26 protein-coding genes are annotated in these 26,826 nt (G+C 48.7%); 6 read left to right on the top strand and 20 right to left on the bottom strand.

The annotated features are described in order from the left end of the window. Positions 1–135 precede the first annotated feature (135 nt). From PluTT01m_RS04110 to PluTT01m_RS04085, 6 genes are all read left to right on the top strand, one after another. Positions 136–1,476: an MATE family efflux transporter gene (locus PluTT01m_RS04110; protein ID WP_011145172.1), complete on the top strand. Its 1,341-nt coding sequence runs from the start codon at positions 136–138 to the stop codon at positions 1,474–1,476. 910 nt (positions 1,477–2,386) lie between these two features. Then, positions 2,387–3,163, top strand: a complete 777-nt coding sequence (locus PluTT01m_RS04105) for a HisA/HisF-related TIM barrel protein (RefSeq protein WP_011145171.1) — start codon at positions 2,387–2,389, stop codon at positions 3,161–3,163. Positions 3,164–3,165: 2 nt separating this feature from the next. Beyond that, positions 3,166–4,368 carry a phosphoribosyltransferase gene (locus PluTT01m_RS04100; protein WP_011145170.1) on the top strand — a complete coding sequence of 401 codons (1,203 nt, stop codon included), beginning with the start codon at positions 3,166–3,168 and terminating at the stop codon, positions 4,366–4,368. A 2-nt stretch (positions 4,369–4,370) separates the two neighbouring features. Continuing rightward, positions 4,371–5,030 (top strand): HAD family hydrolase, encoded by a 660-nt coding sequence (locus tag PluTT01m_RS04095; protein ID WP_011145169.1) that lies wholly within the window; start codon positions 4,371–4,373, stop codon positions 5,028–5,030. Between the two features lie 178 nt (positions 5,031–5,208). Continuing rightward, entirely contained in the window at positions 5,209–6,468 is a 1,260-nt protein-coding gene (locus tag PluTT01m_RS04090; RefSeq protein ID WP_011145168.1) for an adenylosuccinate synthase, read from the top strand. A 16-nt stretch (positions 6,469–6,484) separates the two neighbouring features. Next, positions 6,485–6,913, top strand: a complete 429-nt coding sequence (locus PluTT01m_RS04085) for an NUDIX domain-containing protein (protein ID WP_011145167.1) — start codon at positions 6,485–6,487, stop codon at positions 6,911–6,913. A 146-nt stretch (positions 6,914–7,059) separates the two neighbouring features. On the opposite strand, the gene PluTT01m_RS04080 is transcribed toward PluTT01m_RS04085, so the two are convergent. The 20 genes from PluTT01m_RS04080 to PluTT01m_RS03980 form a co-directional block, all read right to left on the bottom strand. Continuing rightward, a complete protein-coding gene (locus tag PluTT01m_RS04080; protein WP_011145166.1) occupies positions 7,060–8,214 on the bottom strand; it encodes a DUF1120 domain-containing protein in 1,155 nt (384 codons plus the stop codon). Between the two features lie 92 nt (positions 8,215–8,306). Further along, positions 8,307–10,949, bottom strand: coding sequence for a fimbria/pilus outer membrane usher protein (locus PluTT01m_RS04075; protein WP_011145165.1), 2,643 nt, complete (start codon positions 10,947–10,949; stop codon positions 8,307–8,309). A gap of 82 nt (positions 10,950–11,031) precedes the next feature. After that, positions 11,032–11,844 (bottom strand): fimbrial biogenesis chaperone, encoded by an 813-nt coding sequence (locus tag PluTT01m_RS04070; RefSeq protein WP_049789737.1) that lies wholly within the window; start codon positions 11,842–11,844, stop codon positions 11,032–11,034. Between the two features lie 75 nt (positions 11,845–11,919). Continuing rightward, positions 11,920–12,600, bottom strand: coding sequence for a fimbrial biogenesis chaperone (locus PluTT01m_RS04065; RefSeq protein WP_228956900.1), 681 nt, complete (start codon positions 12,598–12,600; stop codon positions 11,920–11,922). 102 nt (positions 12,601–12,702) lie between these two features. Further along, the gene (locus tag PluTT01m_RS04060; RefSeq protein WP_011145162.1) at positions 12,703–13,275 is read right to left on the bottom strand and encodes a fimbrial protein; all 573 of its coding nucleotides are present in this window, start codon (positions 13,273–13,275) and stop codon (positions 12,703–12,705) included. Beyond that, positions 13,275–13,997: a fimbrial biogenesis chaperone gene (locus PluTT01m_RS04055; protein ID WP_202926116.1), complete on the bottom strand. Its 723-nt coding sequence runs from the start codon at positions 13,995–13,997 to the stop codon at positions 13,275–13,277. Before PluTT01m_RS04055 ends, PluTT01m_RS04060 begins: the two co-directional genes overlap by 1 nt. A 95-nt stretch (positions 13,998–14,092) precedes the next feature. After that, entirely contained in the window at positions 14,093–14,653 is a 561-nt protein-coding gene (locus PluTT01m_RS04050; protein WP_011145160.1) for a fimbrial protein, read from the bottom strand. A gap of 323 nt (positions 14,654–14,976) precedes the next feature. Next, positions 14,977–16,131, bottom strand: a complete 1,155-nt coding sequence (locus PluTT01m_RS04045) for a hypothetical protein (RefSeq protein WP_011145159.1) — start codon at positions 16,129–16,131, stop codon at positions 14,977–14,979. A 146-nt stretch (positions 16,132–16,277) separates the two neighbouring features. Beyond that, entirely contained in the window at positions 16,278–18,920 is a 2,643-nt protein-coding gene (locus PluTT01m_RS04040; protein WP_011145158.1) for a fimbria/pilus outer membrane usher protein, read from the bottom strand. Positions 18,921–19,003: 83 nt separating this feature from the next. Beyond that, positions 19,004–19,741 (bottom strand): fimbrial biogenesis chaperone, encoded by a 738-nt coding sequence (locus tag PluTT01m_RS04035; protein WP_049789736.1) that lies wholly within the window; start codon positions 19,739–19,741, stop codon positions 19,004–19,006. Positions 19,742–19,816: 75 nt separating this feature from the next. Further along, positions 19,817–20,482 carry a fimbrial biogenesis chaperone gene (locus tag PluTT01m_RS04030; RefSeq protein WP_041379921.1) on the bottom strand — a complete coding sequence of 222 codons (666 nt, stop codon included), beginning with the start codon at positions 20,480–20,482 and terminating at the stop codon, positions 19,817–19,819. 102 nt (positions 20,483–20,584) lie between these two features. Beyond that, entirely contained in the window at positions 20,585–21,157 is a 573-nt protein-coding gene (locus tag PluTT01m_RS04025; protein ID WP_011145155.1) for a fimbrial protein, read from the bottom strand. Continuing rightward, positions 21,157–21,945 (bottom strand): fimbrial biogenesis chaperone, encoded by a 789-nt coding sequence (locus PluTT01m_RS04020; protein WP_049789735.1) that lies wholly within the window; start codon positions 21,943–21,945, stop codon positions 21,157–21,159. The genes PluTT01m_RS04025 and PluTT01m_RS04020 overlap by 1 nt, the downstream gene beginning before the upstream one ends. A 48-nt stretch (positions 21,946–21,993) precedes the next feature. Continuing rightward, positions 21,994–22,572, bottom strand: a complete 579-nt coding sequence (locus tag PluTT01m_RS04015) for a hypothetical protein (protein WP_011145153.1) — start codon at positions 22,570–22,572, stop codon at positions 21,994–21,996. Positions 22,573–23,418: 846 nt separating this feature from the next. Beyond that, entirely contained in the window at positions 23,419–23,724 is a 306-nt protein-coding gene (locus PluTT01m_RS04005; RefSeq protein ID WP_011145152.1) for a helix-turn-helix domain-containing protein, read from the bottom strand. 30 nt (positions 23,725–23,754) lie between these two features. After that, positions 23,755–24,570: an MrpH family fimbial adhesin gene (locus tag PluTT01m_RS04000; RefSeq protein WP_011145151.1), complete on the bottom strand. Its 816-nt coding sequence runs from the start codon at positions 24,568–24,570 to the stop codon at positions 23,755–23,757. A gap of 27 nt (positions 24,571–24,597) precedes the next feature. Further along, on the bottom strand, positions 24,598–25,143 hold the full coding sequence (locus tag PluTT01m_RS03995) for a fimbrial protein (protein ID WP_011145150.1): 546 nt from the start codon (positions 25,141–25,143) through the stop codon (positions 24,598–24,600). A gap of 11 nt (positions 25,144–25,154) precedes the next feature. Beyond that, positions 25,155–25,646 (bottom strand): fimbrial protein, encoded by a 492-nt coding sequence (locus PluTT01m_RS03990; protein WP_011145149.1) that lies wholly within the window; start codon positions 25,644–25,646, stop codon positions 25,155–25,157. 14 nt (positions 25,647–25,660) lie between these two features. Beyond that, complete coding sequence (locus PluTT01m_RS03985; RefSeq protein WP_011145148.1) at positions 25,661–26,236, bottom strand: fimbrial protein; 576 nt, start codon at positions 26,234–26,236, stop codon at positions 25,661–25,663. Further along, positions 26,229–26,822, bottom strand: a complete 594-nt coding sequence (locus tag PluTT01m_RS03980) for a fimbrial protein (protein WP_011145147.1) — start codon at positions 26,820–26,822, stop codon at positions 26,229–26,231. Before PluTT01m_RS03980 ends, PluTT01m_RS03985 begins: the two co-directional genes overlap by 8 nt. Between the last annotated feature and the right edge of the window lie 4 nt (positions 26,823–26,826).

The raw sequence follows: 26,826 nt of genomic DNA, 5'->3' as shown, positions 1-26,826 counted from the left end.
ACTTGAAAGATGACGAGTATATACCTCATCTCTATTAACGGATAAATAAACCATGTACAATATCTGAATATTTTCTGAGTATGCGGCATCTCAAGAAATAATTCATTTACCTTTTTCAATAAGTAGGTTTTTCAAATGCATCAAACTGATGTTACTGAGCGCTCGCTCTTTTCGTTAAGCTGGCCGATTTTTATTGATATTCTTCTCCATCTGGCCACTTTATTAATTAATACTTATATGGTGAGCCATGTTTCTACTTCTTATCTGGCTGCTATGGCTGTAGGTAATCAGGTATTTGATCTGTTTATCACTATCTTCAACTTTATCAGTGTTGGTTGCAGTGTCGTTATTGCTCAATATATTGGTGCAGGCAAACGGGATAAAGCCAGCCAGGCGATCCATATTTCTATTGCATTCAACTTCTTGCTTGGGTTTAGCTGTGCGCTGATTACTATCTTCTTCGGCTATAAGATCTTGTCTATCATGAATATGCCGGAACATCTGATGGAAGATGGTTTTAACTATCTACACATTCTGGGTATCTGTCTTATCCCCGAAGCTATTTCGATTATTCTGGCTGCTTGTTTGCGGGTTTATGGGAAATCAAAACCGGCAATGTATGTTACTTTGATTGCTAACTTGCTGACAGTGATAGGTAATATGATCGTCCTGTATGGTTTCTTCGGATTACCTAAATATGGTCTGGAAGGCGTCGCCTGGTCTACAGTCTTTGGCCGGATTGTTGCCGTGATCCTATTATTCTGTCTGCTCAGTTATGGCCTGCGGATCAAATTTACGCTGGCGGGTTTCCTACGCTGGTCACAGGGTATGTTGGGCAAAATCTTATATATCGGTTTACCCGCTGCGGGTGAAAACGTCGTGTGGATACTGCAATATATGGCGGCCATAGCATTCATTGGACTGATGGGTGAAATTTCACTGGCAGCACAAACACTCTATTTCCAGCTATCACTGTTTGTGATGTTATTTGGCATTGCCACCAGCATTGGTAATGAAATTATGGTTGGTCATCTGGTCGGCGCTAAGCGGTTTGAAGATGCTTATATTCGTGGCATTAATAGTCTGAAAATCGGCTGTATCGTCACTATTGGCGTGGTCACTGCTTTCTGGCTGTTGAGAATGCCGATTCTGCATTTTCTGACGCAAGATGAAGCTATTATCAAACTGTTGTTGCCGCTATTCTTGCTATCCGTTTTTATGGAACCAATCCGTACCGCGAATATCATTATGGTGAACGCATTACGCGCTTCCGGTGATGCGCGTTTTCCACTATATGCGGCCATATTCTTTATGTGGTGTATTGCTATTCCAGTGGGATATTTTTTGGGGATCAAAATGGAAATGGGCATTTTAGGTATCTGGATCGGTTTCTTCTGTGATGAATGGCTGCGTGGGCTCACTAACATCTGGCGTTGGAAATCTAAAAAATGGCAAACTAAGCGACTCGATATTTGAATGATTAAAATATCCCCGTTATCTTTCAAATTGCCTCTTTGTTAGCTGCACGCACTCACCCCGGTCACATAGTTATCTATGCTCCCGGGGATTCGCGCCCTTGCCGCCGCGATCCATCTTGAAATCCATTGGGTATATACAACCATATAGAATCACAAATGAAATTATATTATAAATGATTGTTATCAACAATAAACTATTTTATAAAAATCACCTATGCAACATGTTTATATACAATATATAAAATAGAAAATAATTCCACGAAATGAATAGAATGTAATTGCATATTAATCATCGGTTACTATTTTAAATTCTCGGTAATTATATTTCCCTTATAATTAGAATTAACCACTTTAATAAATTTAATTATTAATGTTATTTATTTTAGATAAATTAGAATATATTAAAATCATTACCTAAAAAAACAGATTTATATTATTTTCAATAATTAAAATATTAGATAAACAACACGAAACTCCCCCTATAAACATTAGCATAATTCATTTCCTATATATTTAATCCGAATCTCTATTTACCTTCCCCTAAATTAACCCCTCTTAAGTAAATATAAGATTAATTAGCTGAACAAAGTTATCCAAATTGTTATATTTAGCTAATAACCTTATTGAGAAATTTTTCCTTTCCTCTATTATGAGTCGATGAACGGTTATTAAGCTCATTAAATTAACCCTCATATTCCTGGGCATATTTATTGCATTACAACTTGTAATTTCATTAATCACAAAACGTTATTAATTTATTTATATACCTTATAGATTTCAAGATGCGTCGCGACGGCAAGGGCGCGAATCCCCGGGAGCATAGGTAACTATGTGACCGGGGTGAGTGAGTGCAGCCAACAAAGAGGCAACTTGAAAGACGACGGGTATAATTAATTAGGATGCATTTAATGATAAGTAAGGAAACATTCGAGATATTTCCCTCGGTGGATATTGTTGACGGAATAGCAATGACATCGAATTCCGCAATTCGATTAACCCGAGGTGAAAGCTCAACATTACGGAGACCTTTAGGTACCCCGGCAGAAGTAGCACTAGCCTGGCAAAATGCCGGGGCAAAATGGATTCATGTTGTTGATCTTGATGCTGCGTCAGGACGTGGCTCAAACAGCCATCTTATTGCTGATGTCTTGGCTGCGGTCGATATTAACGTACAAGTCTGTGGCGGAATCAGAGATGAAACCATCTTGCGCAAAGTATTAGCCACTGGATGCCAGCGAGTTAATTTGGGGACCGCAGCATTAGAAAATCCAGATTGGTGTGCCCAAGCCATTGCAGAATATGGCGATAAGATCGCCATTGCTCTGGATGTAAAAAGCACATCGGAAGGTTACCAATTGGCAACGCATGGATGGAATGTCAGCAAAGGCAATCTCTGGGATCTCCTTGAGCGCCTAGACAAACAGGGTTGTCAACGCTATGTCGTCACCGATGTTGAGCGGGGAGGCATGATGAGTTCGCCAAACTTCACGCTATTACAGGAAGTCTGTGCGAAAACGTCATCACCCGTGATTGCCGGCGGCGGCGTATCGAGCCTGGATGATCTCCGCGCTTTAGCCGATTTGTCTACTATCGGTGTCGAGGGTGCCATTCTTGGTCAAGCGCTACATATTGGTAAGGTTCCTCTCGAAGATGCCCTTGCTGCAACACAATCACCGAGACGTTGAATATGTCTGAATCTTTATCTCCTACATTGGATCTTCGCTCTATTGGTTTACTGGGCGAATTGCGCGGCGTACCTGAAACAGACTATTTAACTAAAGAAGTGATGGCGCTGCCTGGTTTACTCACGGAGAAGCCAGCATTCGTCGGATCCCGCGGTGCAGCCTATTACGAACAAAAATCTTGTCACGAACTACTGATGACGGCGAAATATTACACAGAATACATCGCTCAACTTGAGTGTAGCGATAAGCTGTGTACTGCCCCATCAAAATACATATTGGCCGATCATAGCTTGGCAAAATTGCTCAGAATTGTTGATAGCTTATTAAGTTCTCCGCAGACGGTTAACGAAGATATTGTGTCATTTATCGATGGGATCAAAGAGTGTGCAAAAGTCGTCAGCTCAACGCTGATGGGCACACCATTTACTTTTTCACCCTCGCCGATCCATGACTTGAAATTGCCGTTGGCTACGGAACACAAAATGCCCAGACCATTTATTGAAGGGGATAATCATCTGTTAACTTTGGCCGCAGCCCAAATTGACAAATGCCCCAACTCCTCTGTTGTTGGCATCATGTTAGGAGGATCAGCGGCAGCGGCAGTCACAGCCGCAGCATGGGATAGTGAGCTCAATTTAGTGAAAGTCTCACGTTACGATGATACGTCTCACAAAAGCAGCCATCTCTGGGGGCGCAAAATTCCATCAGGGAGAACCGTGACAATTATTGATGATAATTGCGGAACAGGCGACACCTTACGTCAGGCAATCGATCTGGTCATGGCCCAAACCGGACAACGTCCAAAGGCCCGTGCCGTCGAACTACATTGGGAAAAATTATTACGTACTCGCGTTTATGGGCATGCTGATCGTGTATTCAACCCTGAAACTTTAGATGTCTTGACGCCTTGGTGTTTCAGGCATCATCAGGTCCTGAATCGTTTAATTGATCAGCCTTTCGCTGATGATAAATATGTTCATACAACTACGGCGGATTGGGTTGCCTATTCATACAGTTTATTGTCTGTCCTTCATGACACCCTGACAAACTCAACATGGGCAGCCAAATTATTGCGTTTTTTATTAAATCTAAAAGCACAAACACCGCTGAATTATGAACAACCAATCGATGCATTTAAGGCCCTGGCACATCAATGTCCTGAATGTTCAGCTCGCAAAAACTCGTTTGAAAAAGGAGTTAATTGATTATGACAACAGCACATATTATTTGGGATTGGAATGGCACATTACTTAATGATGTCAATGTTTCATTGAGTGCAACCAATTTCGCATTGGCAGAAATGGGTATTGATCCACTAACGCTGGAACAATATCGCGAATATTATTGTGTTCCAGTACAAACTTTCTATAAACAAGTGATTGGCCGTGAACCCTCATCTTCTGAATGGTCAGTGATCGGAAAAATATTTAATTTTCACTATCGGCCGGGTATTCAGAAAGCCAGTTTAACGGAAGGTGTGAGCCAGCTCCTCGCTTCCCGCTATGAAACAGGTGCAACCCAATCATTATGTTCACTGATGGAGCATAATGAATTAGTCCCTATGCTTGATAATCATGGCATTGGCAAATTCTTTACCCAAATAGATGGTAGAAATACGCCATTATTGACCACCGGCAAATCAGAGCAGTTAGCTAACCATCTCAAAAAACTCAATGTTGCTCCTGAGCAAAGTGTGGTTATTGGAGACGCTACTGATGACGCAATTGCCGCATTAGCGGCAGGAACTCATGCCATTCTTTATACCGGAGGAACCCACAGTCGTGTCAGTCTTGAAACTGCCGGTGTTCCCATTGTTGATACATTAAGTGAAGCGTTATTAATAGCTGACTCGCTAATCCAGAAATAATCATAAATGATTATTCAAAATAATCGGATAAGAAAAGGGATAATTTATAACGATGTATGAATAGATAGTTAGCATATTAGTTTTAAAAGAGCAGATTATTCATCTTAAAAATATTATCCAAACTGGATTATTTAACTATTATTTAGAGTAAATCAATAAATAATTAAGGAACAGATTCATGTTAACGGCTGTAGTTGGACTCCAATTTGGAGATGAAGGTAAGGGAAAATTTGTTGACTATTTATCTGGCAATATCAATAACATTGCTCGATTTAATGGCGGCGCTAATGCAGGTCATTGTGTGCAACATGGTAATCTAAGAGGCTCATTTTCTCAATTACCCGCATCACTCAACAAAAAGAACTTATATATCTGCCAAGGTGCTTTAATCAGTCTTCCCATTCTGGTTAAAGAGATCGACTTTATAAAAAAAGAAGATATTGATTCTCATATATTTATCGATCCGCGATGCCATATTGTCTTACCATTACACGCCGAGTTAAATCGAGCGTCAGAAAAATATAAAGGTAAACAGAAGATCGGCTCAGTGGGTGTCGGTGTCGGAGCCTGTGTTGAAGACAAAGCCAACCGTCATGGCATTCGGCTTATTGATACCTTTGATAAAGAGAAATTAAGGAGTAAATTAGAATTTCTTTGGAGTATTAGGGAAAAGCAGATTAACCATGTTTTTAATGCACAAGCTTCATTAGATTTTGAAGAGATGTTAGAAACAACACATCAATATGGCAAGAGGATAGAACCCTATTTCACGTTCACTAATGAAATTATCGGTGATTTACTTAATTCGGGAGAAGATGTTTTACTTGAGACATCACAAGCCACTTTCTTAGATAATAGTTTTGGTACTTATCCTTATACCGTGGCATATCAGACACTAGTGCAAACCTGCTTTGCCATGATAGGTATACCGGCACAGAAAATGCATATTGTCGGTGTAATGAAATCCTATATGATCCGTGTCGGCAACGGGCCATTCCCCACCGAATTATCGACAGAACAGGCTGATTATATTCGAGAGCGTGGAAACGAATATGGCACCGTTTCAAAAAGGCCAAGGCGTTGTGGCTGGTTGGACTTATCCCTGATTAAACACGCGGTGAAACTTAATGGTGTAATAGAACTCGCGATAACGAATGTTGATGTTCTTGCTGGTTTAGATGAAATAAAAGTCGCTGTTGCCTATGAAATTGATGATAAACTCGTCTGTTGCGATAATGCATTATTGCAGCTCGATAGAGCCAAACCTATCTATAAAACATTTAAATCCTGGAGCACACTTAACTCATCCTATACAGATTTAACGGAGCTACCTATTGAGCTGATTGACTTCTTATCTTTTATTCAAGACTATACTGGTGTCCCAATTAAATATATTTCATATGGACCAGACAGGAATCAGACATTAGTAGTGAAATAAAAGCGTGGAGAAAATAATGATTAACTATGTAACAGGATTTATGTTTTCTAAAGATAAAAAACATGTCTCGCTAATTTCAAAATTACAACCCAGTTGGCAAAAAGGGAAACTCAATGGGATTGGTGGAAAAATAGAAGCGGGAGAAAGCCCCCAACAGGCAATGGCAAGGGAGTTTGCTGAAGAAGCTGGCATTGAAACACGTCCTGAAGAGTGGCGACTATTTACCGTATTAACTCGTCCTGATGTTTATCAGGTAAATTTTCTCTATATGTATGATGATCGTGTCTATTCTGTCAATTCTATTGAAAAAGAGATCGTTAATATCTATGAAGCAAATTCATTACCCGATAATGTGATCTATAATTTACGTTGGCTGATCCCTATGGCGGCCGATGAGCATTTACGCTTCGATAAAGAAATAGAAATAACAGAAATGCGGGGTTAGGGGTTAGATACGGTATCTAATTAACGTTTTGACGTTCTAATAAACACAGAAACACCTGCGCTTGAAATAGGTGCTTCTGTGAAATAGGTGCTTCTGTGAAATAGAAAACAACATCGTCACCAAACCATTTCGATAAATTCCCCAGCCTAAGCAGATGGCTCAACGAAGTTAATATCCGACCACACGGAAATAACCGCGACGGCCTTGGCTTGCCCGCCGGCACCGTCAGTCTTCAACAGAATCGGTACCACAGACAGTTGCGTTGAGGCGGTATAACTATCGTCCCCCAGCTTTACATATCTCGCCGACTGCCCTGCACCTCGGTGCCCGGTACTGAGTGATAAGGGTTTATTGGCAAAATCGAAGAACGCGAAGGCGACCTGATCTATTGACGAGGCCAGCGCATGCGGTTTGCCCGGCACGAAGGGTCCATCGATCCGGTAGAGCAGGCGTGAATTTTGGAATACCGCGTCATCACCAGAACAGGTGCTGCTTATCCCGATCTGTCTGGCCGGTGCCAGTGGGTCTCCCGCCTGTTTACCGGCTCTTTTTACTGTTCCCCAATCCACCGATGAGGGCGTCAGGACAACCGCACAGGTGGACGGCTTTTTAACGGATGAAAGGATGACTGTGGTCCACAGGGGTTTCAGCCTCCCGTTAGAACCCGATATGGCGGCGGGAATCCAGCCGATCGCGCCCACTGACAGGGGGCTGCCTCCTGCCTTCGCATTGAAATTGCCGTCACTGTCCGGGTAAATTGCGCCTGTCACGGTACGGACACTGACATCAACCAAGCCGTTAGCATCGGGAACACAGGGAATGTTAACGCCGGCACTCCGCCCTGTCAGACTGGCAGAGCGATACGTACCGGATAAACCGTGCGTCTGGCAAGAGAGTGAAGATTGCCCGATATCAACCATAAAGTCGCCGGATCGTCCCACTCGGACGTGACTCGGTGACGACGAAGAGATTAATGGGTTCGTTCCAGATTCCACCGTGTAGGCCATAAACTGCGTTCCAGCCGGGACGCGACAGGTTGTCGACCAGTCAAGGGGGCCACTGGTGGTATAACCCACTATCTCATCACGTGAGTAATCACGTTTATCTTTGTTGTTTGGCACCGTGGCATAACCCGTAACATGACGAACCATCTGTACCAGTTCAATCTCGCAGTCCTGATAACGCTCTGCCGCTTGAAGGGGCAAAGCAGTCAATAAAAAGAGCAGTGATATCCCCAAACCTATGAGGGTTGGAACGGGGTTCTCTACATGACAGCCCCACAAACGTTCAGTGTTTAACATTCTTCTTCTCTCCAAATGACCCATCTGTTCAAATCGCTGACTTTAACTGGCGGGATAACCTCACTTTTAGTGGTGCCCACATGAAGTAACGCTTATAGACACACGGCGTCTGCCTGCACCAGTTGCCCGGGGGTATCGGGCGGTACCTGATAACGAGTAGTGCATTGTTGCGCTGCCCCGTTTCCCCATTTGACTTTCACGCGACCGGCGGGAGGCATGCCGCTCAAATAAACTCGGCCGTTATCGCCCACAATGCCGCTGCCGGCCTGATTGGCATTCTCTTCCAGCGTCGCGGTGGCACCAAAAGGTACCGGTTTGCCATGATGTATCAACGTCAACAGTAACTGGCTGCCTGAGCGAACCTGATAATTGGCCAGCGTCACTGCTCCCCTGGTCGGATAAACATTCTTGCTGGTCTGGTCAATATCGATCCCTTCCGACAGGGTGGACGGGTCCAGATTGATGGTGTTTTTGTGGTAGACCGATCCGCCCGGCAGTACGGCGTAGCCACGCCAGTCGGTCTGCACATTGCCGTCACCGACCGTCACCCCTTTCGCTCCGGGTGCACGAACCAATACGGCTTCATCACCCAGTGAACGTGATAGCGTCATGCCGTAAGGGTGGATTAGGAGGGCACCGGAAGCCCCGTAAGTGAAATGATGGCTATTGGTACTGTCGTTGTAGCCCAGATTAACGTTGCCCTGACTGCCCTGATAACTCAGAGACAAAGCCCGACTGTTTTGCTGGCCACGATTCCCCCAACCTTGCTGGAGGTTATAATTCAGGCGGTTATCCCATAACATGCCACTGATGCCGGTCTGCTGAGTCAGGTTACCTTGCGAGTCGCGCGAGGCCGTATAGCGGCTGTAAACTCCCCGTAGCGCCGACGATGATCCGAAGAGACTAAGTGGGACCTGCATATTGAATGACACCTGACGATTCTCCGACCAGTTGCCTGCCCCTTCCATGCGATAAATGTTATAACTCAGGTTATAGCTGATCCCCATTAGCATCGCGTTATAACCCAAATTCAGATTGTTGTCGGTACGGCCATTCCAATAATCGTTGCGCGTCCCGGAGGCGTAAAGACTGCCCCAACGTCCCAGCGTTTGATGCAAACTCAACTGCCAAGTGTTTTGACGTCGGTCAAGCGCCCACGGCACTTGATATTCATTCAGGCTGTACCCCATGCTGTTAACATCGCTGAAACTGTAATAATGCTGAGTGGAATAACGATAGGCGGCCAGATCAATGTTGGTGCCGGTACTGATCAAATTCTTGGCATATTTCACCCGATAAGCTTGACCCTGTTGCCAGCTATTTTCCTGTCCCTTAACCCCTTGCAACTGGGCACGGGCAAACGTCACATCCGCAGACAGTGCGCCTAATGCCCCCAGTGACACGCCCGAGCCGAATACACCTGACTGATAATTGCCCGCGGCCAGCCCCCCGCCATACAGAGTGATATTGTGTGGCAAACCATAGATCAGGCTGCCCAGCGCAAATACCGGGGAACGGCTGCCATCAGTGAGGTTGCCGCCGTGATATTGACCGGCCGTCAACTCATATTTAATGCCACCGGGACGCTGCATCATCGGGACAGATGAAGAGGCGAGGGTCGAGACACGGGAACTGCCATCTTCCTCTTTGACCGTGACCGTCAAGTCGCCAGAATCCCCGGTGGTGTACAGGTCGGTAAAACGAAATGGTCCCGGCGCTACCGTGGTTTGATACACGGTATAACCATTCTGGGATACCGTCACCTGCGCATTGGAGCTCGCCACACCGGTTATCTCCGGGGCAAAACCGCGCTGACTTTCAGGCAACATAGCCTCCTCAGAAACCAATTTCATGCCACGCAACGGGATGCTGTCAAAAATATCCCCACCGGTATAGATTTCACCGGCCGTAAACTCACTGCGCAGTGATTGCACATCACGTTGCAGATAGGTATTACTCACCTGCCATTGGATCTGCGTAGAGGGGGAAAAACCAGCGGGACCTCCGTTGCGCTGGCGATTGTAACTGTAAGTTTGCGTGCTACGCAGACGCCACGGCCCCAGATTCAACCCATTACGAAAAGAGGCAAACAGGTTACGGGAGCGTGATCCACCGCCAGCTTCCTGACCGTCATAACGACCTTCCGAACCATTGACGGTGTAGTTCATCAAAAAGGCCGGGATCCCGTTATCCCACAGTGATGGGTCAACCATCCCGGAATGGTGGGGCTGCATAGCTGCTTGAGGAACACTGAGGTCCAGACGTAAACGGGCGAAATCCAATATCGTGCTGGCATGTGGGATCTGTTTCGTCAGATCCGTGATGGGGCTGTCACTCGCTTTTCCCTGGAAAGCCGGTAACCCACGAATATTAACCCCATACTCTTCGAGCTGTGCAACCGTTAATACCGGTTGCAGATGATCATCCACCAATCTAAATTCAATCTCGCGATTATCCACCTTATCTTGGTTCATGTAGATATCCACCAGATAGCGTCCCGGTGCAACATAGCCCGCGTTTTCATACGCCGAAAGATCGATATGCTCCTGCTCCCCCGTCGCCCCCATCAGGAACGCCGGATTAAAGTATTCCCGCGCGGAGGTGGGCAAGGTTGTCGCCGTCAGTGAGCATAACAGACAGACATATACAGGACGGAGCCGGAAACTGCCCGGCTGACCGGGCGAACATTGGCTACCCGTCGGCCGCACAGACGAAAATAAAATGTTTATTGTCATAGCTCATCTCTGCTTCTAACTTAAGCCTATGTGGTTAATCTTGAGGTCACTTTGCCGGTCATCGCCCGCAGATGAGGACAGGTCATAACGGAACATGGCGATCCTGACTATCGCCGGGAAAACGCCAAACCAGCGACCCCGATCTTCCAGCGGTAAACGAATGGGTCTGAAACGAATGTGTTTGAAACGAATGTGTTTGAAACAAATGGGTTTGAAACGAATGGGTTTGAAACGAATAGTTTTGTATGCCTTTCGGGGGCACCATTGCCTGACGGGTACGGTCATCTGCCTGTTGTCCGCCGACTTTCAGGACCGAAAAGGTCAGAAAATAGGGTGTGGGGTTTTCCACCCGTAACTGCGTCCCTTGAAGGGAAAATTTCACCTGTTTAGCCACCGTGGCGTTATCCCGAGCAGGTACCCCTTGAGGGCGATAAAACAGTCGGATATTCATTTGTAAGGCGACCTGCACTTGCGAATCTTTGCCGGTCTGGCGCTCTGGTGCTCCCATGTCCGGTACAGCGACGCCGGGGATAGCCCGCAGCGAGACCACAAAGGCCGATTCCCGATCCGACGGTAATTGCCCGCCAAGCTGGCGAATACGGAACGAAAATTGCTCGCCAGCCTCAACCCGTTTTAACGGCGGCAGAACGATAAAAGGGGGAACTTGCCCGGTTTGGGTGTCAAAGCGACCGGTATCGGGGTCCATCGGGCTAACAAATCCCTGTACCAGATAGTTCTGTGCCGTGTGATTAATCATGCTGAGGGTCACGCCGCGCGGGCTATCGTTAGCCACATAAGATAACTGCATCGGGGAGAACGATAACCCCGGATTCTCCGCCGCCTGCACCTTTAACAGGCCACCTAACAGCAGGGCGAAACAGAAAGGGTAAATCATTGATCCACCGGGTGCTCGCCCATTCCCGTTACTGACTCTCTTCACTTTCCACCTCTGGATAAAACAAGGGCGAATTTAACGCGCCACGTTGGCGGTAACCACTTTGGCGGTAAATAGGTTTGAAGCCCCGCCGTAATCGTTAATCATCGACCAGCTCACCGAGCTTTGACTCACTTGCCCAACATAGGTCACACAATCCTGCGGCGCTATCATGGAGGGATAGCGGTTCAGATCGAGCGCCTGTCCATCCAGCGTGAGACTGTCCAGCGACAGAAAATACGGGGTGGGATTGCACGCCTTGATGCCATCGGGTTGCGACTGAAAGCGCAACTGTCCATACGCCGCTTCCGGCAACAGAGGCAAGCTATGCGGTCGCCAGAAAAACTTAATTCGCATCCCCACGCTCATCGATGCCTGTTCCCGAACAGACTCATCCGTCATCTGTTGAGTCGCAGGAATAGCGTTCATCTGGACATACCCGAGCGATTCCCGATCCACCGGAAAGAGGGGCTGATTAAAGGTTGGCAAAATACGCAGGCTGTTCTGACTGTTGGCTTCCAACCTGAACAGCGGCGGTGTCACCACAAACGCCGGTGCGATTTTCTCCTGATCTTCCATTATCCTTACCTGCACCAGCCACGCCTGAGGTGTGGTATTGACCACCGTCAGCGTTTGTGCCCGTTCCCCTTGGGTAAAAATCACCCGGGTTTTATTTAGGCTGATACCGGCGGCTCGACAGGATTCCATACCGCTCATCCCTAACCCTAGCCAGAACACCAATAGCACCAACCGGTACCACGCAGGGCGTACCCGACCTGTTTCCACAACGCCTCCTGAAACCTGTTACCTGAATCACACTCAGTGATAGTCAAATTGAAATTGAATGTGCGCAGTCAGTTCACCGGGAGTCGGCACAGCCGTGCCGGATTCATGCCGCATATCCATCAGGAAGGTAATTTGACGGTCTTTAACGGCGTTACCCGATGGTGCCAAATTCACATAATCGCCATTTTTCAGGTAGATCCCCAACCCGCCTCCCGGCAATTGATAGCGAAGGCCAAATCCCACATTTCCCGCCACCGTAGACGCTTTATCCCGAAATAACGTCGGGTGCTCTTCTAGCGTGGTACCGGCTATTTTAATCGCCGGGGTACGGCCTGCTCTGGCTGATCCCGCACAGCCTGACAATGCCAACGTAATGGGTTTGCTGCCCGCCGCCGCAATATGTTGCGTGCTATACCGCACCTCGGTGAGTGGTACGGATGAAAACACCACATGGGATGTCTGCATGTAGAGCTCACAGGTTGGCTGCTCCAGCGTCAATGCCAACGTCAGTTCTGCCGTGTTTGGGCTCGCTCCCCCGGGCAGGGAAACGGTACAGAGCAGACCGGCTAGTGTTGTCTGTCTGATAAGAACCCACGGTTTGCGCATTACGGTATCTCCCCCTGATAGGTGGATTCTCCGCCGAAGTCATTAATCACCGTCCAGCTTACTTTGGCTGGATAACGTCCTCCTTTAAGTAGTAGAGGGAGGTCAGAGAACGGGGAGACCATGTTCACTTTCTGCTGCGTCATCACCTCCTGTCCACCCACTTTTAGGGAGGTTAAAGTGATGTAATAAGGTGATGGATTGGTGACCATGATTCCCGCGGCTGTCGGTTTGAAGCGCAGTGAACCAAATCCCTGCTCCGGCGAAACCGACAATCCTGACGGGCGATACATCAGCTTAATCGTGTTGGCTATAGCAAACTGTATTCCGCCGGAGACATTCCTCTGGGAGCGATTATCGGATTCAGAGCTTAACGGAATGGCCTTCGCCGTAAACCAGAACAGCGATTCCCGGTCAGCAGGCAGCGACGGACCCGTTTTGATGATGCGCACCTGATTCTGGCTGTCTGGTTCCATACGAAACAGAGGCGGCGTCACCAGAAATGGGGCGGTTTTATCTCCCGTAGAAGTAGAACTGACTGTCGCCTGTATCAAATAGACCGCCTCTTTACTGGTATTGCTCACTGAGGCGGTTGTCGCGCGGCTATCCGCTGGATAGATAATGCGGGTAGTGTTGATCCCCACCCCTTCCGCCTGCGCGGAAGTAACCGGCCAGCCTAACAGACCGGTCACTATCATTGCTGTCATCAATCTTTTCACTGACATCACCTGAAATGTCTGGTTTGGTATTGCGTAAGTAAGAATTGGACCTCCCTGTCCAATTCCACAACTATGTGTTTCTAACGTCTGACAGCGTTGAATTAGTCATACGAGACTTTCACGGTCAGGTTTGCTTTGGAGTCTGCTGCTTTTACCGCCGTCGCACCAATCCTAGCCAGCCCTACCTTAAGCGTGATGGCATTATCACCGGCTACTGCGGGGCTATATTGGGGATCTTTTAGGTTAATTCCTGCATTTGGCGGTAAAGCCTTATCATTTATCGTAATAGCAACCGCATGGTCGGTGATTGCAGCATTACCCGTGGTGTTAAGAAGCTGAAAGTAACTACTGGATGATGCTAATGTGGTACCGGCAACCGTCAATTTAACGCTTTTCGCGGAACTCCACAGCGGGCATTTTTCCGTTTTAATCGTGACGAATTTTTGCGTGTTAGCTACGATTGCTCCATTTCCTACCGCAGTGAAATCAGATACCAAAGCGGAGAGACTAACAGGCTCTATTGCTGCAAACTTACACGTCTCTGCGGTCACGGAAGAGCTTACTGCCAAGGTACCGGCACTCACATCCTCCGCTATAGCCTGCGACATCCCCCCCAGACACAGTGCCGCTATCGCACAGGTCTTCAAAATTTGTTTTTTCATTTCATCGATTCCTTTTATCTATTCGATACTTTTTGCGTGAAACAACATCACGACAAGTTAAACAACCAGATCGCTAACGCGGTGCGTTTTACTTGTCATTTGAGTTATTTTGTTTGCTGATTAACTTCTGAAGTTTGGTTCAACCGTCGATAACATATCGATTTCTGAGCGGGAAATATTGAGAGGCAGTTTGTTCCTTTTTTGAAACAATCAATTATTAGCTTTCGATATATAACCTATGGATTTCAAGATGCATCGCGGCGGCAAGGGAGCGAAAAAGCTGGTTTATGCAGCGCCGATCGGCGCTGCAACGATAGCAATAACTAAGCAGATGGGTCGACGAAGTTAACATCCGACCACACGGAAATGACCGCGACGGCTCTGGCTAGCCCTCCGGCACCGTCAGTTTTCAACAGAACCGGGACCACAGACAGTTGGGTTGAAGCGGTATAACTGTCGTCCCCGAGCTTAACATATCTCGCTTCCGCCCCTGTACCTCGGTGCCCGGTACTGAGTGATAAGGGTTTATTGGCAAAATCGAAGAACGCGAAGGCGACCTGATCTATTGACGAGGCCAGCGCATGCGGTTTGCCCGGCACGAAGGGGCCATCGATCCGGTAGAGCAGGCGTGAATTTTGAAATACCGCGTCATCACCGGAACAGGTGCTGTTTATCCCGATCTGTCTGGCCGACGCCAGTGTCTCTCCCGCCTGTTTACCGGCTCTTTTCACCGTTCCCCAATCCACCGATGACGGAGTAAGCACTACTGCACAGGTGGACGGCTTTTTGACCGGTGAAAGGATAACCGTGGTCCACAGGGGGGTCGGTATGCTGCTGGAACCCGATACGGCCGTTGAAGCCCAGCCGATAGAGCCCACAGATAAATAACTTCCACCGGGTTTTGCATTGAAATTCCCGTCGCGGTCCGGGTAAATGGCTCCGGTCACTGAGCGAACACTGATATCAACCAGACCGTTGGCATCCGGGACGCAGGGAAGGTTAACGCCAGCATTTCCTTTGACCAGACTGGCTGATTGATACGTATCGGGTGAACCATGCGTCTGGCAAGAGAGTGACGATTGCCCGATATCAACCATAAAGTCGCCAGCCTTGCCGACCCGGACGCTACCCGGTGACGACGAAGAGATCAATGAGTCGGTCCCCGATCCCACGGTGTAGGCCATAAACTGGGTCCCGGGGGGAACGCGGCAGGTTGTCGACCGGTCAAAAGGGCCGCTGGTGGTATAACCCACGATTTCATCCCGTGAATAATCACGCTTATCTTTATTGTTCGGCATCATGGCATAGCCGGAGACATTGCTAACTTTATTCCCCAGTTCAGTCCCGCAGTCCTGATAAGTCTCAGCCGCCTGGAGGGGTAATGCGGTCAATAAAAAGAGCAGTGATACCCCCAGCCCCATGATGGTTGGGACGGGGTTTTCTGCCTCACCGCCCCACAAACGTTCAGTGTTTAACATCCTTCTCTCTCCAAATTACTCATCTGTTCACCTCGCTCTTTCACGGTTGGGGCTAACCTCGCTTTGGGGGTGCCCCGGACGTCAAAGCGAGACAGGCGATATCTCATCGGGCACGCCGGTTCAGGCTGCCCACATGAGGGTCACGCTTATAGACATATGGCATCAGCCTGCACCAGTTTCCCGGGGGTATCGGACGACACCTGATAACGGGTGGTGCATTGTTGATTGGCCTCGTTTCCCCATTTAACTTTCACATGACCGGCGGACGGCATGCCGCTCAGATAAACCCGGCCGTTATCGCCCACAATGCCGCTGCCGGCCTGGGCTGCGTTGCCTGCCAGCGTTGCGGTGGCACCAAAGGGCACGGGTTTGCCATGATGTGTCAGGGTCAGCAGCAACTGGCTGCCCAGCCGGACCTGATAATTGGCCAGCGTCACCGCCCCTTTGGTCGGGTAAACGTTGCGGCTGGTCTGGTCAATATCGACCCCTTCCGGCAGGGTGGACGGGTCCAGATTGATGGTGTTTTTGTGGTAGACCGATCCGCCCGGCAGTACGGCGTAGCCACGCCAGTCGGTCTGTACGTTGCCGTTGCTGACCGTCACCCCTTTCGCCCCGGGTGCGCGGACTAACACGGCGGTATCGCCCAGCGAGCGTGACAGCGTTAGCCCGTAAGGATGGATCAGAAGGGCACCGGACGTGCCATAGGTAACATGCCGGCTGTCTGCGCTGTCATTGTAACCCAGATTAACGCTCCCCTGACTGCCCTGATAACCCAGCGACAGGGCCCGGCTGTTTTGCTGGCCGCTGTGTCCCCAGCCTTGCTGGAGGTGATAACTCAGGCGGTTATCCCATAACATGCCACTGATGCCGGTCTGTTGAGAGAGGTTACCCTGCGAGTCGCGTGAGGCGGTATAGCGGGTGTAAACGCCCCGTAACGCCGACGATGATCCAAAGAGACTCAGTGGGACCTGCATATTGAATGATACCTGACGGTTTTCCGGCCAGTGGCCCTCGCCCCTGATACGAGAAATGTTATAACTCAGGTTATAGCTGATCCCCATCAGCATCGCGTTGTAACCCAGACTCAGGTTGTTGTCGGTACGGCCATTCCAATAATTGTTGTGCGTCCCGGAGGCGTAAAGACTGCCCCAGCGTCCCAGTGTCTGACGCAGGTTCACCTGCCAGGTGTTCTGACGCCGGTCAAGTGCCCACGGCACCTGATATTCATTCAGGCTGTAGCCCATGCTGTTAGCATCACTGAAACTGTAGTAATGCTGGGTGGAATAGCGGTAAGCGGCCAGATCAATGCCGGTGCCGGTACTCAGCAAGTTTTTAGAATATTTCACGCGATAAGACTGGCCGAATTGTCCGCTTTCTTCCTGATCTTTGCTCCTCTGCAACTGTGCATGGGCCAGCGTCACATCCGCAGACAGCGCGCCAAATGCCCCCAATGACACCCCCGAGCCTAATACACCCGACTGGTAGTTGCCTGCGACCAGTCCGCCGCCATACAGGGTGATATTGTGGGGCAAACCATAGACCAGCGTGCCCATCGCAAATACCGGGGAACGGCTGCCATCGGTCAGGTTGCCGCCGTGATATTGACCGGTCGTCAATTCATATTTAACGCCGCCGGGACGTTGCATCACCGGCAGGGACGACGAGGCGATTGTCGAGACGCGGGTACGGCCATTTTCCTCTTTGACGGTCACCGTCAGGTCGCCGGCACTCCCGGTGCTATAGAGGTCGGTGAAACGAAACGGCCCCGGTGCCACCGTGGTTTGATATATGATGTTGCCATTCTGGGATACCGTCACCTGCGCATTGGCGTTCGCCACACCGGTTATCACCGGGGCAAAACCGCGCTGACTGTCGGGTAACATCGCCTCCTCAGAAGCCAGTTTCATACCCCGAAACGGGATGCTGTCAAAAATGTCGCCGCCGGTATAGGTTTCACCCGCCGTGAACTCGCTGCGCAGTGAGGGGACATCACGTTGCAGGTAGGTATTGCTCACCTGCCATTGGGTCTGTGCCGGCGTGGAAAAGCCGGCGGCGGCCTCGTTGCGCTGACGATTGTAACTGTAAGTTTGCGTGCTGCGCAGACGCCACGGCCCCAGATTTAACCCGTCACGAAAAGAAGCAAACAGGTTACGGGAACGTGATCCTCCCCAGTTTCCCTGACGGTCATAACGGCCTTCCGACCCGTTGACCGTGTAGTTCATCAAAAAGGCCGGGATCCCGTTATCCCACAGTGACGGATCAACCATCCCGGAATAGTGGGGCTGCATAGCGACCTGCGGGACACTGAGATCCAGACGCAAACGGGCGAAATCCAGTGTGGCGCTGGCGTGCGGGATCTGTTTCGTCAGATCGGTGATGAGGCTGTCGTCCGCTTTACCCTGAAAAGCCGGTAATCCGCGGGTATTGACCCCATACCCTTCCAGTTGTGCGACGGTTAATACCGGCTGGAGATGGCCGTTAACCTGCCTGAATTCAATCTCGCGGCTGTCCACCCGATTCTGGTTCATGTAGACATCCACCAGATAGCGCCCGGGGGCGACATAGCCCGCGTTTTCATACGCCGAGAGATCGACATGACTGCGTTCACCGTCAGCGCCCATCAGGAACGCCGGATTAAAGTATTCCCGCGCTGAGGCGGGCAGGGCCGTTGCCGTCAGTGAACACAGCAGGCATAGGTATACCGGCCGCGGCCGGAAACTGCCCGGTTGACCGGGCGCACGCTGGTTACCCGTCCGCAGTGCAGACGGAAATAAAGTGTTTATTGCCATAGCTCATCTCTGCTTCTAATTTAAGCCTGTGCTGTTGATATTGAGGTCGCTTTGCCGGTATACCGTCCGCCGATGCGGCGGGTTTATAACGGGACGTGGCGATCCTGATTGTCGCCGGGAAAACGCCAGATTAGTGGCCCTTGTCCCCCGGCGGTAAACGAATAGGTTTGTATGCCTTTCGGGGGCACCATCGTCTGGCGGGTGTGGTCATCCACATGCTGTGTGCCCATTTTCAGGACCGAAAAGGCCAGAAAATAGGGTGTGGGATTTTCCACTCGCAACTGCGTCCCCTGAAGGGAAAATTTCACCTGTTTTGCCACCGCGGCGTTATCCCGGGCGGGGACGCCTTTAGGGCGATAAAACAGCCGGATATTCATCTGTAAAGCGACCTGCACCTGCGAGTTCTTGCCGGTCTGGCGCTCAGGCACGTGCGTGTCCGGTACGGCGACGCCGGGGATAGCCCGCAACGAGACCACAAAGGCCGATTCCCGATCCGGCGGTAACTGCCCGCCAAGCTGGCGAATACGGAACGAAAATTTCCCGCCGGCCTCAATCCGCTTTAACGGCGGCAGGACAACAAAAGGGGGAACCCGCCCGGTTTGGGTGTCAAAGCGACCGGTATCGGGGTCCATCGGGCTGACAAATCCCTGTACCAGATAGCCCTGCGCCGTATGGTTGGTCATGCTGAGGGTCACCCCGCCGGGGCTGTCTTTGGCGACATACGATAACTGCATCGGGGAGAACGATAACCCCGGATTCTCCGCCGCCTGCGCCTTTAACAGGCCGCTTAGCAGCAGGGCGAAACAGAAAGGGTAAATCATTGATCCACCGGGTGCTCGCTTGTTCCCGTTACTGACTCTCTTCACTTTCCACCTCTGGATAAAACAAGGGCGAATTTAACCCGCCACGTTGGCGGTAAACAGGTTTGAAGCCCCGCCGTAATCATTAATCATCGACCAGCTCACCGCTTTTTTGCCTGCCTGTCCGACATAGGTCACACAATCCTGCGGCGCTATCATGGAGGGATAGCGATTCAGATCGAGCGCCTGTCCGTCCAGCGTGAGGCTGTCCAGCGACAGGAAATACGGCGTAGGATTGCACGCCTTAATGCCACCGGGTTGCGACTGAAAGCGGAGCTGTCCATACGCCTGTTCCGGCAACATCGGCAGGCCATGCGGTCGCCAGAAAAACTTAATTCGCATTCCCACGCTCATCGACGCCTGATCCCGAGCGTGCTCATTCGCCATCGGATGGGCGGCGGGGATAGCATTCATCTGGACATACCCGAGCGATTCCCGATCCACTGGAAAAGGGGGCAGATTAAAAGTCGGCAAAATACGCAGGCTGTTCTGACTATTGGCCTCCAACCTGAACAGCGGCGGCGTCACCACAAACGCCGGTGCGGTTTTCTCCTGATCGCCTGTGATCCTCACCTGCACCAGCCACGCCTGAGGTGTGGTGTTAACCACCGTCAGCGTCTGTGCCCGCGCCCCTTGGGTAAAAATCACCCGGGTTTTATTCAGGCTGATACCGGCTGCCTGACAGGGTTCTGTGCCGGCCATGCCTAACCCTAGACAGAATAGTAGTGGTGCCAGCCTGTACCACGTTGTGCGCATCCGACCTGTTTCCACAACGCCTCCTGAAACCTGTTACCTGAGCGACACTCAGTGATAGTCAAATTGAAATTGAATGTGCGCGGTCAGCTCACCGGGGGTGGGGACCGCCGTGCCGGATTCATGCCGCATATCCATCTGGAAGGTAATTTGACCGTCTTTAACGGCGTTACCCGGTGATGCCAAATCCACATAATCGCCATTTTTCAGGTAGCTCCCCAGCCCGCCTTCCGGTGATTGATAGCGCAGGCCAAATCCCACGTTTCCCGCCGCAGTGGAAGCCTTATCCCGAAATAACGTCGGGTGGTTTTCCGGTGTGGGGCCGGCTATTTTAATCGCCGGGGTACGGCCTGTTCTGGCTGATCCCGCACAACCTGACAACGCCAGCGTCACAGGCTTGTTGTCCGCCGCTGCGATATGTTCCGCACTGCGTTGCACTTCATTAAGCGGTATGGATGAAAACTCGACATGGGAGGTCTGTACATTAAGTTCACAGGTTGGCTGTTCCAGCGTCAGTGCCAGCGTCAGTTCTGCCGTGTTTGAACTGGCTCCCCCGGGCAGGGGGATGGTACAGAGCAGACCGGCCAGTGCTGTCCGTCCGATAAGGGTCCACGGTTTTAACATTACGGTATCTCCCCTTGATAGGATGATCCTCCACCGAGGTCATTAATTACTGTCCAGCTCACTTTGGCCGGGTAATTCACGCCTTTGAGGGGGAAAAACAGGGCAGAGAACGGGGAAACCATGCTCTCTTTCTGTTTCTGCGTCATCAGCTCTTGGCCGCCCACTTTTAAGGAGGCGAAGGTGATGTAATAGGGTGACGGATTCGTGACCGTTATCCCCTCGGCTGTCGGTTTGAAGCGCAGTGAACCAAATCCTTTCTCCGGTGCAACTGGCAGCCCTGACGGGCGATACATCAGTTTAATTGTGTTAGCCATAGCAATCTGTATGCCCCCGGTGATCTGCTTACCCGAGGGATTACCGGATTCGGGGCTTAACGGGATGGCTTTCGCGGTAAACCAGAACAGGGATTCCCGGTCGGCAGGCAGTGCCTGGCCGGTTTTGATGATACGGACCTGATTCTGGCTGCCGGGCTCCATACGAAACAGGGGCGGCGTTACCAGAAATGGCGCGGTTTTGCCCCCCTCTGGGGTAGAGCTGACCGTCACCTGCATCAGATAGACGGCCTCTTTACTGCTGTTGCGTACTGAAGCGGTTGTTGCGTGGCTATCAGCCGGGTAGATAATGCGGGTGGCATTGATCCCCACTCCTTCCGCCTGTACGGAAGTGACCGGACAGCCTAACAGACCGGCCACTATCATCGCTGTCATCAATCTTTTCACTGAATCACCTGAAAATGTCTGTTTTGGTGTTACGTAAAGTAAGAATTGGACTTCCCTGTCCAATTCCACAGCTATGTGTTCCTGATGCCTGATGGCGTTGATTAATGATAAATTTGATTATTTCTCAATAAGTTGGAAAGTCAGTGGTACACTGACACTCATTCCCGCCGTCACATCACTAGGGGTTTTAGCAATCATACCTACGTCCAATTCTTGCATCACATCAGTTAGTAGAGCACCTTTTGTAAAGCTAACCGCATCATTGGGTTTTAAGAATTTACTACCATTCTGCACAGCTACAGCTAACTTATTATTAGTGTCGCCAGGCGCGGCAAAGTAATCCGCTGAAACAGTGGAAGCTGTTCCAGAAATTCTCAAACCAACTCCGGTGTTAAGTTTGGTATTGTCATTTGAATCAACGACTTGAGAGCAATCACCAAGTTCAACCTTGATTTTCTTCGTGCCGATTAATTGACCGGATTTAATAGCGCTCTGATTAATCGCGCCTAAGTCGATCGAGGTAGTTGAGGCTCCTCCGTCTGTGACGTTGAGTACACAACTTGCCGCTCCTACAACACCATTCACAACCACTGAATTACTAGCAAGCACATCGCCCGCAGCAGCATGTGCCATCCCCATCCCCATGCTTAAGAGCACTGCGGCTAATACGCTGGTTTTCATCATTTGCTTTTTCATTTCATTAATTCCTTATCTACATCTCGTCGTTAATACATTTTGCCTAAAACAACACCATGACAGATTAAACAACCGGGCCGCTAGCGCGGTGCATTTACTGGTCATTTAGAGTTATTTTGTTTGGTTATTAACTATATGAAATATATGAATATTAATATTCACATTACGAAATCACTTCTGCCTTATGCCATTTGGTTTCAGGATTTCAGCCTGTTGCATAAGAAAATGAATATCAAATTGCTCAAAAAACGACCTTCAAACAGGCCATAATATCCATAACAAAAGAAATAATTTCCTTTTGTAATCAAAAAATTAAGTAAGTTTTTACAAAATAATACAAAAAATCGCTTTTAAGTGATGAAATTTTCCGTATACTGCCCCGGCGGTTGACAATAACCGAACAAAATAACTCTAAATGTTCGGTTTTTTGTCCCATATCAGAAACTGATGTCATTGAAAGCCACACCACTACTTCGAGTAACATTTTCCCCCACGTTTACACTTTCTTACCCTTACGCAGAAACACGAATCTCCAGCATCACAAAAGCATTACATTAATTACTCTTATTGATTTTCAGCATTGAAGGGATTAATCGAGGATTCGTTTTGAGCCGTCATCTTCAACTCAATTCCATAATGATGGCAGCTATTCAACATGGCGATGGCGGATTCAAACGACTATCTGAATTCTAATAACTTCGTCAAAAGGGGATATGAACAAGAGTGGGTTTTTTAATTTGTGGTAATAACATGGCTGACAGAAAAATCATAAAAGTGACCGTTCCGTCGGTCACGAAACTCAGTCATCAACGGGTTTATCGATCCCCCGATTGGCGTCGAGTTCAGTTAACATCCAAATTTACCCAATGTCGCTTCCGCAATAGGGATATATTGGTCTGTTAATTTATTGATGCTGTTATTGCTTGCCGGATAACTACAATCAAGGAAAAACCAGTTTATCGGTGTCTCCAATATTGAAGCGATCTGCACCAAATGGGATAAATTAATTCGGTTTATCCCTCTCTCATAACGTGAGAGTTGTTGCTGACTAATGCCTATTTTTTCCGCCAATTTTACCGCGGTCATGCCCAACTCTTTCCTTCTTTTTTGAATACGCTTCCCTACTAATAGATGATCTTGTTTCATTTTCATCCCAGCCTTTAAATTAAAAAAACACCTTTTTTATGGCATCGCCAAAATTATTGTCCCTGATCCTGAGAAAGGTCCTGCCTCTACTCTGCCATTTTTTTGTAAAATTGATTTCACTGTAACGGGTACATTTCCTCCAGCCGGTACAAACACAGCCACACCATCTTCACCTTTGCTATCATTTAATAACAACTTAGCTTTCAAGCTACCATCGTTTCTCAACGGTACAAATTCTCCATTAAGGCCCGTTGCTATCACGATAATCTTTATGTCTACATTGCAGGTCACATTGATATTTCCCGTTTGGGTTGCACCGTCTAGTTTTGCCTCATCAATGCTGCCGTAATTAAGCTCAACGGAACCTTCACTGACTTGACAAAAGCCTATCGGCGGTGGTGCAACACCACATAAAGAGCCAGGCAATAATCTTCCATGAAAGCCATTTTGATCGGTTTCGTAAAATAGCCCGACACATTCCTGATGAGACCGAATCGCAGGGCCAAAATGTTTTGCCACTCCGGTGATCGGAAAACTGGTATATTTCAATATCTCCGCCTGCACTTGTTTCATTGTCTTAAATCTTTCCACGCGAGTATTAAATATCCTATAGGGCTGCCCTGAATAACCATCAGCAAAATGGCGATGGTTAACCGATATCCAACATGCAGAATAACCATAACAAGGATTTGGCGTAAAATCGTTTTCTTGGTCCCAACGCTCAATGACAAAAGTATAATAGGCATTCGTAGGAACACCTTCGGATTTAGTGATATATGAAAATATTGATGCAGCCGCACTTGATGAAAACAGTGATAAAAATACCAGGCAAACAGAGAATAATTTTTTCATTTAAGCTACCTAATAAAGCTGGGCAAATTAGTCATAATTCAGATTAAATGTCGCAATCGCATGAAATGCGCCTCGCGTAATCGTCTGGTTAGCTAGCGCTATGGGTTCTGCCTGCACATAGGCTTGTAGTGCAATCAAGTTTTCACCCTCTTTTAACGGATAGGCATCTCCCTCTTTATTCAACGGCAACCGTCTGCCTTCTGCCGTTTCTATACCAATGGCAATCCCAGCGGCTTGGCTTCCCGCACTTAATGCTAATAAACCCGGCAATTGCGTATTTTCTATGCCGCTAAATGTCAGTTTGAACGATTTGCCCACACTCATGTCGCAACCAGATAATCTGAGCAGAAAAGGTTCGCTATGGGTTCTACCATGCAGATACAAATATTTTTCAGAAATTGTTGCAAAATCGAGCTGGATATCTTCATCACCCGGTTTAATCGTGCAAGGTTCTTTAACCAATGCACCGTGAAAACGCATATTATCCGCAGCCTGTACCCCTTGATGGCCATAAACCGTGGCAGCAATAACCATAAAACCCACCCGCAACACGAATAATTTTAAATATTTCATTGAGTTTCCTTTCACTGGTATTCCGCCAGCAATGTCGCCATCACTTCAAACGCCCCTTCCGGCAACGTGCTTCCTGGTTTTTTCACCGGCACCGCTTGTATTACCGGCTGTTTCTGTGATGTCACCGGAATACGCTCATTAAGGGTGAATGCTTTACCATCCAACGTCAGACGAATGCCTAAATCGGTAATATTGGTTTGCAACGCGGCGGCATCAAATGAGGTTGACGGGCCAATCACTGTCAATCCTAAACTCCAACCTGAGATATTAGGCGCACAGACCAACTGATAATTCACGGGCTGGGTATAATTCACTCCATCCACCTGATGGATGCCAACATTGTGACCAAAATAGACATCAATCATATTGCCGTCATCAATAACGCAAGGAGGCGCTTCAAGCAGTGTGCCGTGAAACCACATATTATCGGCTGCCTGTCCCGGCATCACATTGATGAAACCTAAGCAAACCGTCCAGAAAACACGATAGATCAAATGGTTCATTGCATGTCTCCCGTTCACTGGTATTCCACCATCATGGTCGCACCCGCGCCAAAGTCGCCGCCTTTCAATACCGTAGCCATATCTTTTACCGGCACCGCATATAATTCAGGAAAATCAGGATAGTTAAATTTCATCCAGTCATTGACGGGCAATTTTCGTCCGTTATGAATAACAGCGATACCAAGCCCAGTGTGATTGGTTTGCAACACCGCCGGATCAAAACTGGCGGTGTTGCCCGATATCATCATTTTCATGGCATTAGCCGGCATTTTTTCACATTTCATGCTGTATTTGACCGGTTGCATATAATGAACCCCGTCAATCCGGGTAATCATCACATCGCCAAAATCTACATCGATAGTATTACCATTATTAATCACACAAGGTGGAGGTGCGATAACCACGCCGTAAATGTTGATCGGGGTTTTACCCGAAAAATTACCGGCAGGTCTTGCGGCTATATTTCCCCTTGTTGTCAGTAAATCAGCCTGAGCACTCACACTCAATAAACAGCCAAGCAGTAATACGCGCCATTTTTTTTGCCTGCGATACCGTTTCTTTATTCGCAGAGAACACCGAGAATTAGTCATAATTCACCCTGAAATCCACCACCGCGCGATATTGCCCAATCCCTAGCGCTCTCGGCGTCCGTACTGGCGTCACGTAATATTCCAAGCTGTCCTGTCCCGCAGCCACAAAACGTGGGCGTCCCCGCTCTCCCAACCGGATATCATTGTTAGCGGTATCTGTTATCTGTAACCCCAATCCGCTGATACCGCTCACCCGCACCAGATGTGGATAATCGCGATCCGCCGGTGCCACAAAACTGACCGTCACCACCGGCTGTAAATGGCTCCACGTCAGATTGCCGGTCCGCATATCATGTACGGCTCCTTTGGTTCGCAGACAGTCACGAAACTTCAATGTGAACGGTATCGGTGTCCCTTTATCACCTGACCGACGTAAATCACTGTTTGGTGTTACCCCCAAATTCACCTCCTGCCATGCAGAGGTCATGTCCAGTCGACAAGCCGCCTCAGTCAGCTCACCAAACACATGCAGTTCGCCATGCAAGCCTTCGATATCGGCTGCTCGCTTTTCCGCCGCCTGACTCTCTATCACTGGTATCAGCCAGATCGCCAGTGTCAATCCGTAGCCTATCCGCTTGATGTTCATCGTC

The sequence above is a fragment of the Photorhabdus laumondii subsp. laumondii genome (assembly GCF_003343245.1).
In the GTDB taxonomy this organism is placed as follows: domain Bacteria; phylum Pseudomonadota; class Gammaproteobacteria; order Enterobacterales; family Enterobacteriaceae; genus Photorhabdus; species Photorhabdus laumondii.
Note: the sequence above shows the minus strand (reverse complement) of the source record. Positions and strands in the feature narration are given on the sequence as shown.

What these genes read in the sequence shown, in the direction of transcription:
- PluTT01m_RS04110 (WP_011145172.1), top strand. Translation starts at nt 136, where the DNA reads ATGCATCAAACTGATGTTACTGAGCGCTCGCTCTTTTCGTTAAGCTGG.
- PluTT01m_RS04105 (WP_011145171.1), top strand. Translation starts at nt 2,387, where the DNA reads ATGATAAGTAAGGAAACATTCGAGATATTTCCCTCGGTGGATATTGTT.
- PluTT01m_RS04100 (WP_011145170.1), top strand. Translation starts at nt 3,166, where the DNA reads ATGTCTGAATCTTTATCTCCTACATTGGATCTTCGCTCTATTGGTTTA.
- PluTT01m_RS04095 (WP_011145169.1), top strand. Translation starts at nt 4,371, where the DNA reads ATGACAACAGCACATATTATTTGGGATTGGAATGGCACATTACTTAAT.
- PluTT01m_RS04090 (WP_011145168.1), top strand. Translation starts at nt 5,209, where the DNA reads ATGTTAACGGCTGTAGTTGGACTCCAATTTGGAGATGAAGGTAAGGGA.
- PluTT01m_RS04085 (WP_011145167.1), top strand. Translation starts at nt 6,485, where the DNA reads ATGATTAACTATGTAACAGGATTTATGTTTTCTAAAGATAAAAAACAT.
- PluTT01m_RS04080 (WP_011145166.1), bottom strand. Translation starts at nt 8,214, where the DNA reads ATGTTAAACACTGAACGTTTGTGGGGCTGTCATGTAGAGAACCCCGTT.
- PluTT01m_RS04075 (WP_011145165.1), bottom strand. Translation starts at nt 10,949, where the DNA reads ATGACAATAAACATTTTATTTTCGTCTGTGCGGCCGACGGGTAGCCAA.
- PluTT01m_RS04070 (WP_049789737.1), bottom strand. Translation starts at nt 11,844, where the DNA reads ATGATTTACCCTTTCTGTTTCGCCCTGCTGTTAGGTGGCCTGTTAAAG.
- PluTT01m_RS04065 (WP_228956900.1), bottom strand. Translation starts at nt 12,600, where the DNA reads ATGAGCGGTATGGAATCCTGTCGAGCCGCCGGTATCAGCCTAAATAAA.
- PluTT01m_RS04060 (WP_011145162.1), bottom strand. Translation starts at nt 13,275, where the DNA reads ATGCGCAAACCGTGGGTTCTTATCAGACAGACAACACTAGCCGGTCTG.
- PluTT01m_RS04055 (WP_202926116.1), bottom strand. Translation starts at nt 13,997, where the DNA reads ATGTCAGTGAAAAGATTGATGACAGCAATGATAGTGACCGGTCTGTTA.
- PluTT01m_RS04050 (WP_011145160.1), bottom strand. Translation starts at nt 14,653, where the DNA reads ATGAAAAAACAAATTTTGAAGACCTGTGCGATAGCGGCACTGTGTCTG.
- PluTT01m_RS04045 (WP_011145159.1), bottom strand. Translation starts at nt 16,131, where the DNA reads ATGTTAAACACTGAACGTTTGTGGGGCGGTGAGGCAGAAAACCCCGTC.
- PluTT01m_RS04040 (WP_011145158.1), bottom strand. Translation starts at nt 18,920, where the DNA reads ATGGCAATAAACACTTTATTTCCGTCTGCACTGCGGACGGGTAACCAG.
- PluTT01m_RS04035 (WP_049789736.1), bottom strand. Translation starts at nt 19,741, where the DNA reads ATGATTTACCCTTTCTGTTTCGCCCTGCTGCTAAGCGGCCTGTTAAAG.
- PluTT01m_RS04030 (WP_041379921.1), bottom strand. Translation starts at nt 20,482, where the DNA reads ATGGCCGGCACAGAACCCTGTCAGGCAGCCGGTATCAGCCTGAATAAA.
- PluTT01m_RS04025 (WP_011145155.1), bottom strand. Translation starts at nt 21,157, where the DNA reads ATGTTAAAACCGTGGACCCTTATCGGACGGACAGCACTGGCCGGTCTG.
- PluTT01m_RS04015 (WP_011145153.1), bottom strand. Translation starts at nt 22,572, where the DNA reads ATGAAAAAGCAAATGATGAAAACCAGCGTATTAGCCGCAGTGCTCTTA.
- PluTT01m_RS04005 (WP_011145152.1), bottom strand. Translation starts at nt 23,724, where the DNA reads ATGAAAATGAAACAAGATCATCTATTAGTAGGGAAGCGTATTCAAAAA.
- PluTT01m_RS04000 (WP_011145151.1), bottom strand. Translation starts at nt 24,570, where the DNA reads ATGAAAAAATTATTCTCTGTTTGCCTGGTATTTTTATCACTGTTTTCA.
- PluTT01m_RS03995 (WP_011145150.1), bottom strand. Translation starts at nt 25,143, where the DNA reads ATGAAATATTTAAAATTATTCGTGTTGCGGGTGGGTTTTATGGTTATT.
- PluTT01m_RS03990 (WP_011145149.1), bottom strand. Translation starts at nt 25,646, where the DNA reads ATGAACCATTTGATCTATCGTGTTTTCTGGACGGTTTGCTTAGGTTTC.
- PluTT01m_RS03985 (WP_011145148.1), bottom strand. Translation starts at nt 26,236, where the DNA reads ATGACTAATTCTCGGTGTTCTCTGCGAATAAAGAAACGGTATCGCAGG.
- PluTT01m_RS03980 (WP_011145147.1), bottom strand. Translation starts at nt 26,822, where the DNA reads ATGAACATCAAGCGGATAGGCTACGGATTGACACTGGCGATCTGGCTG.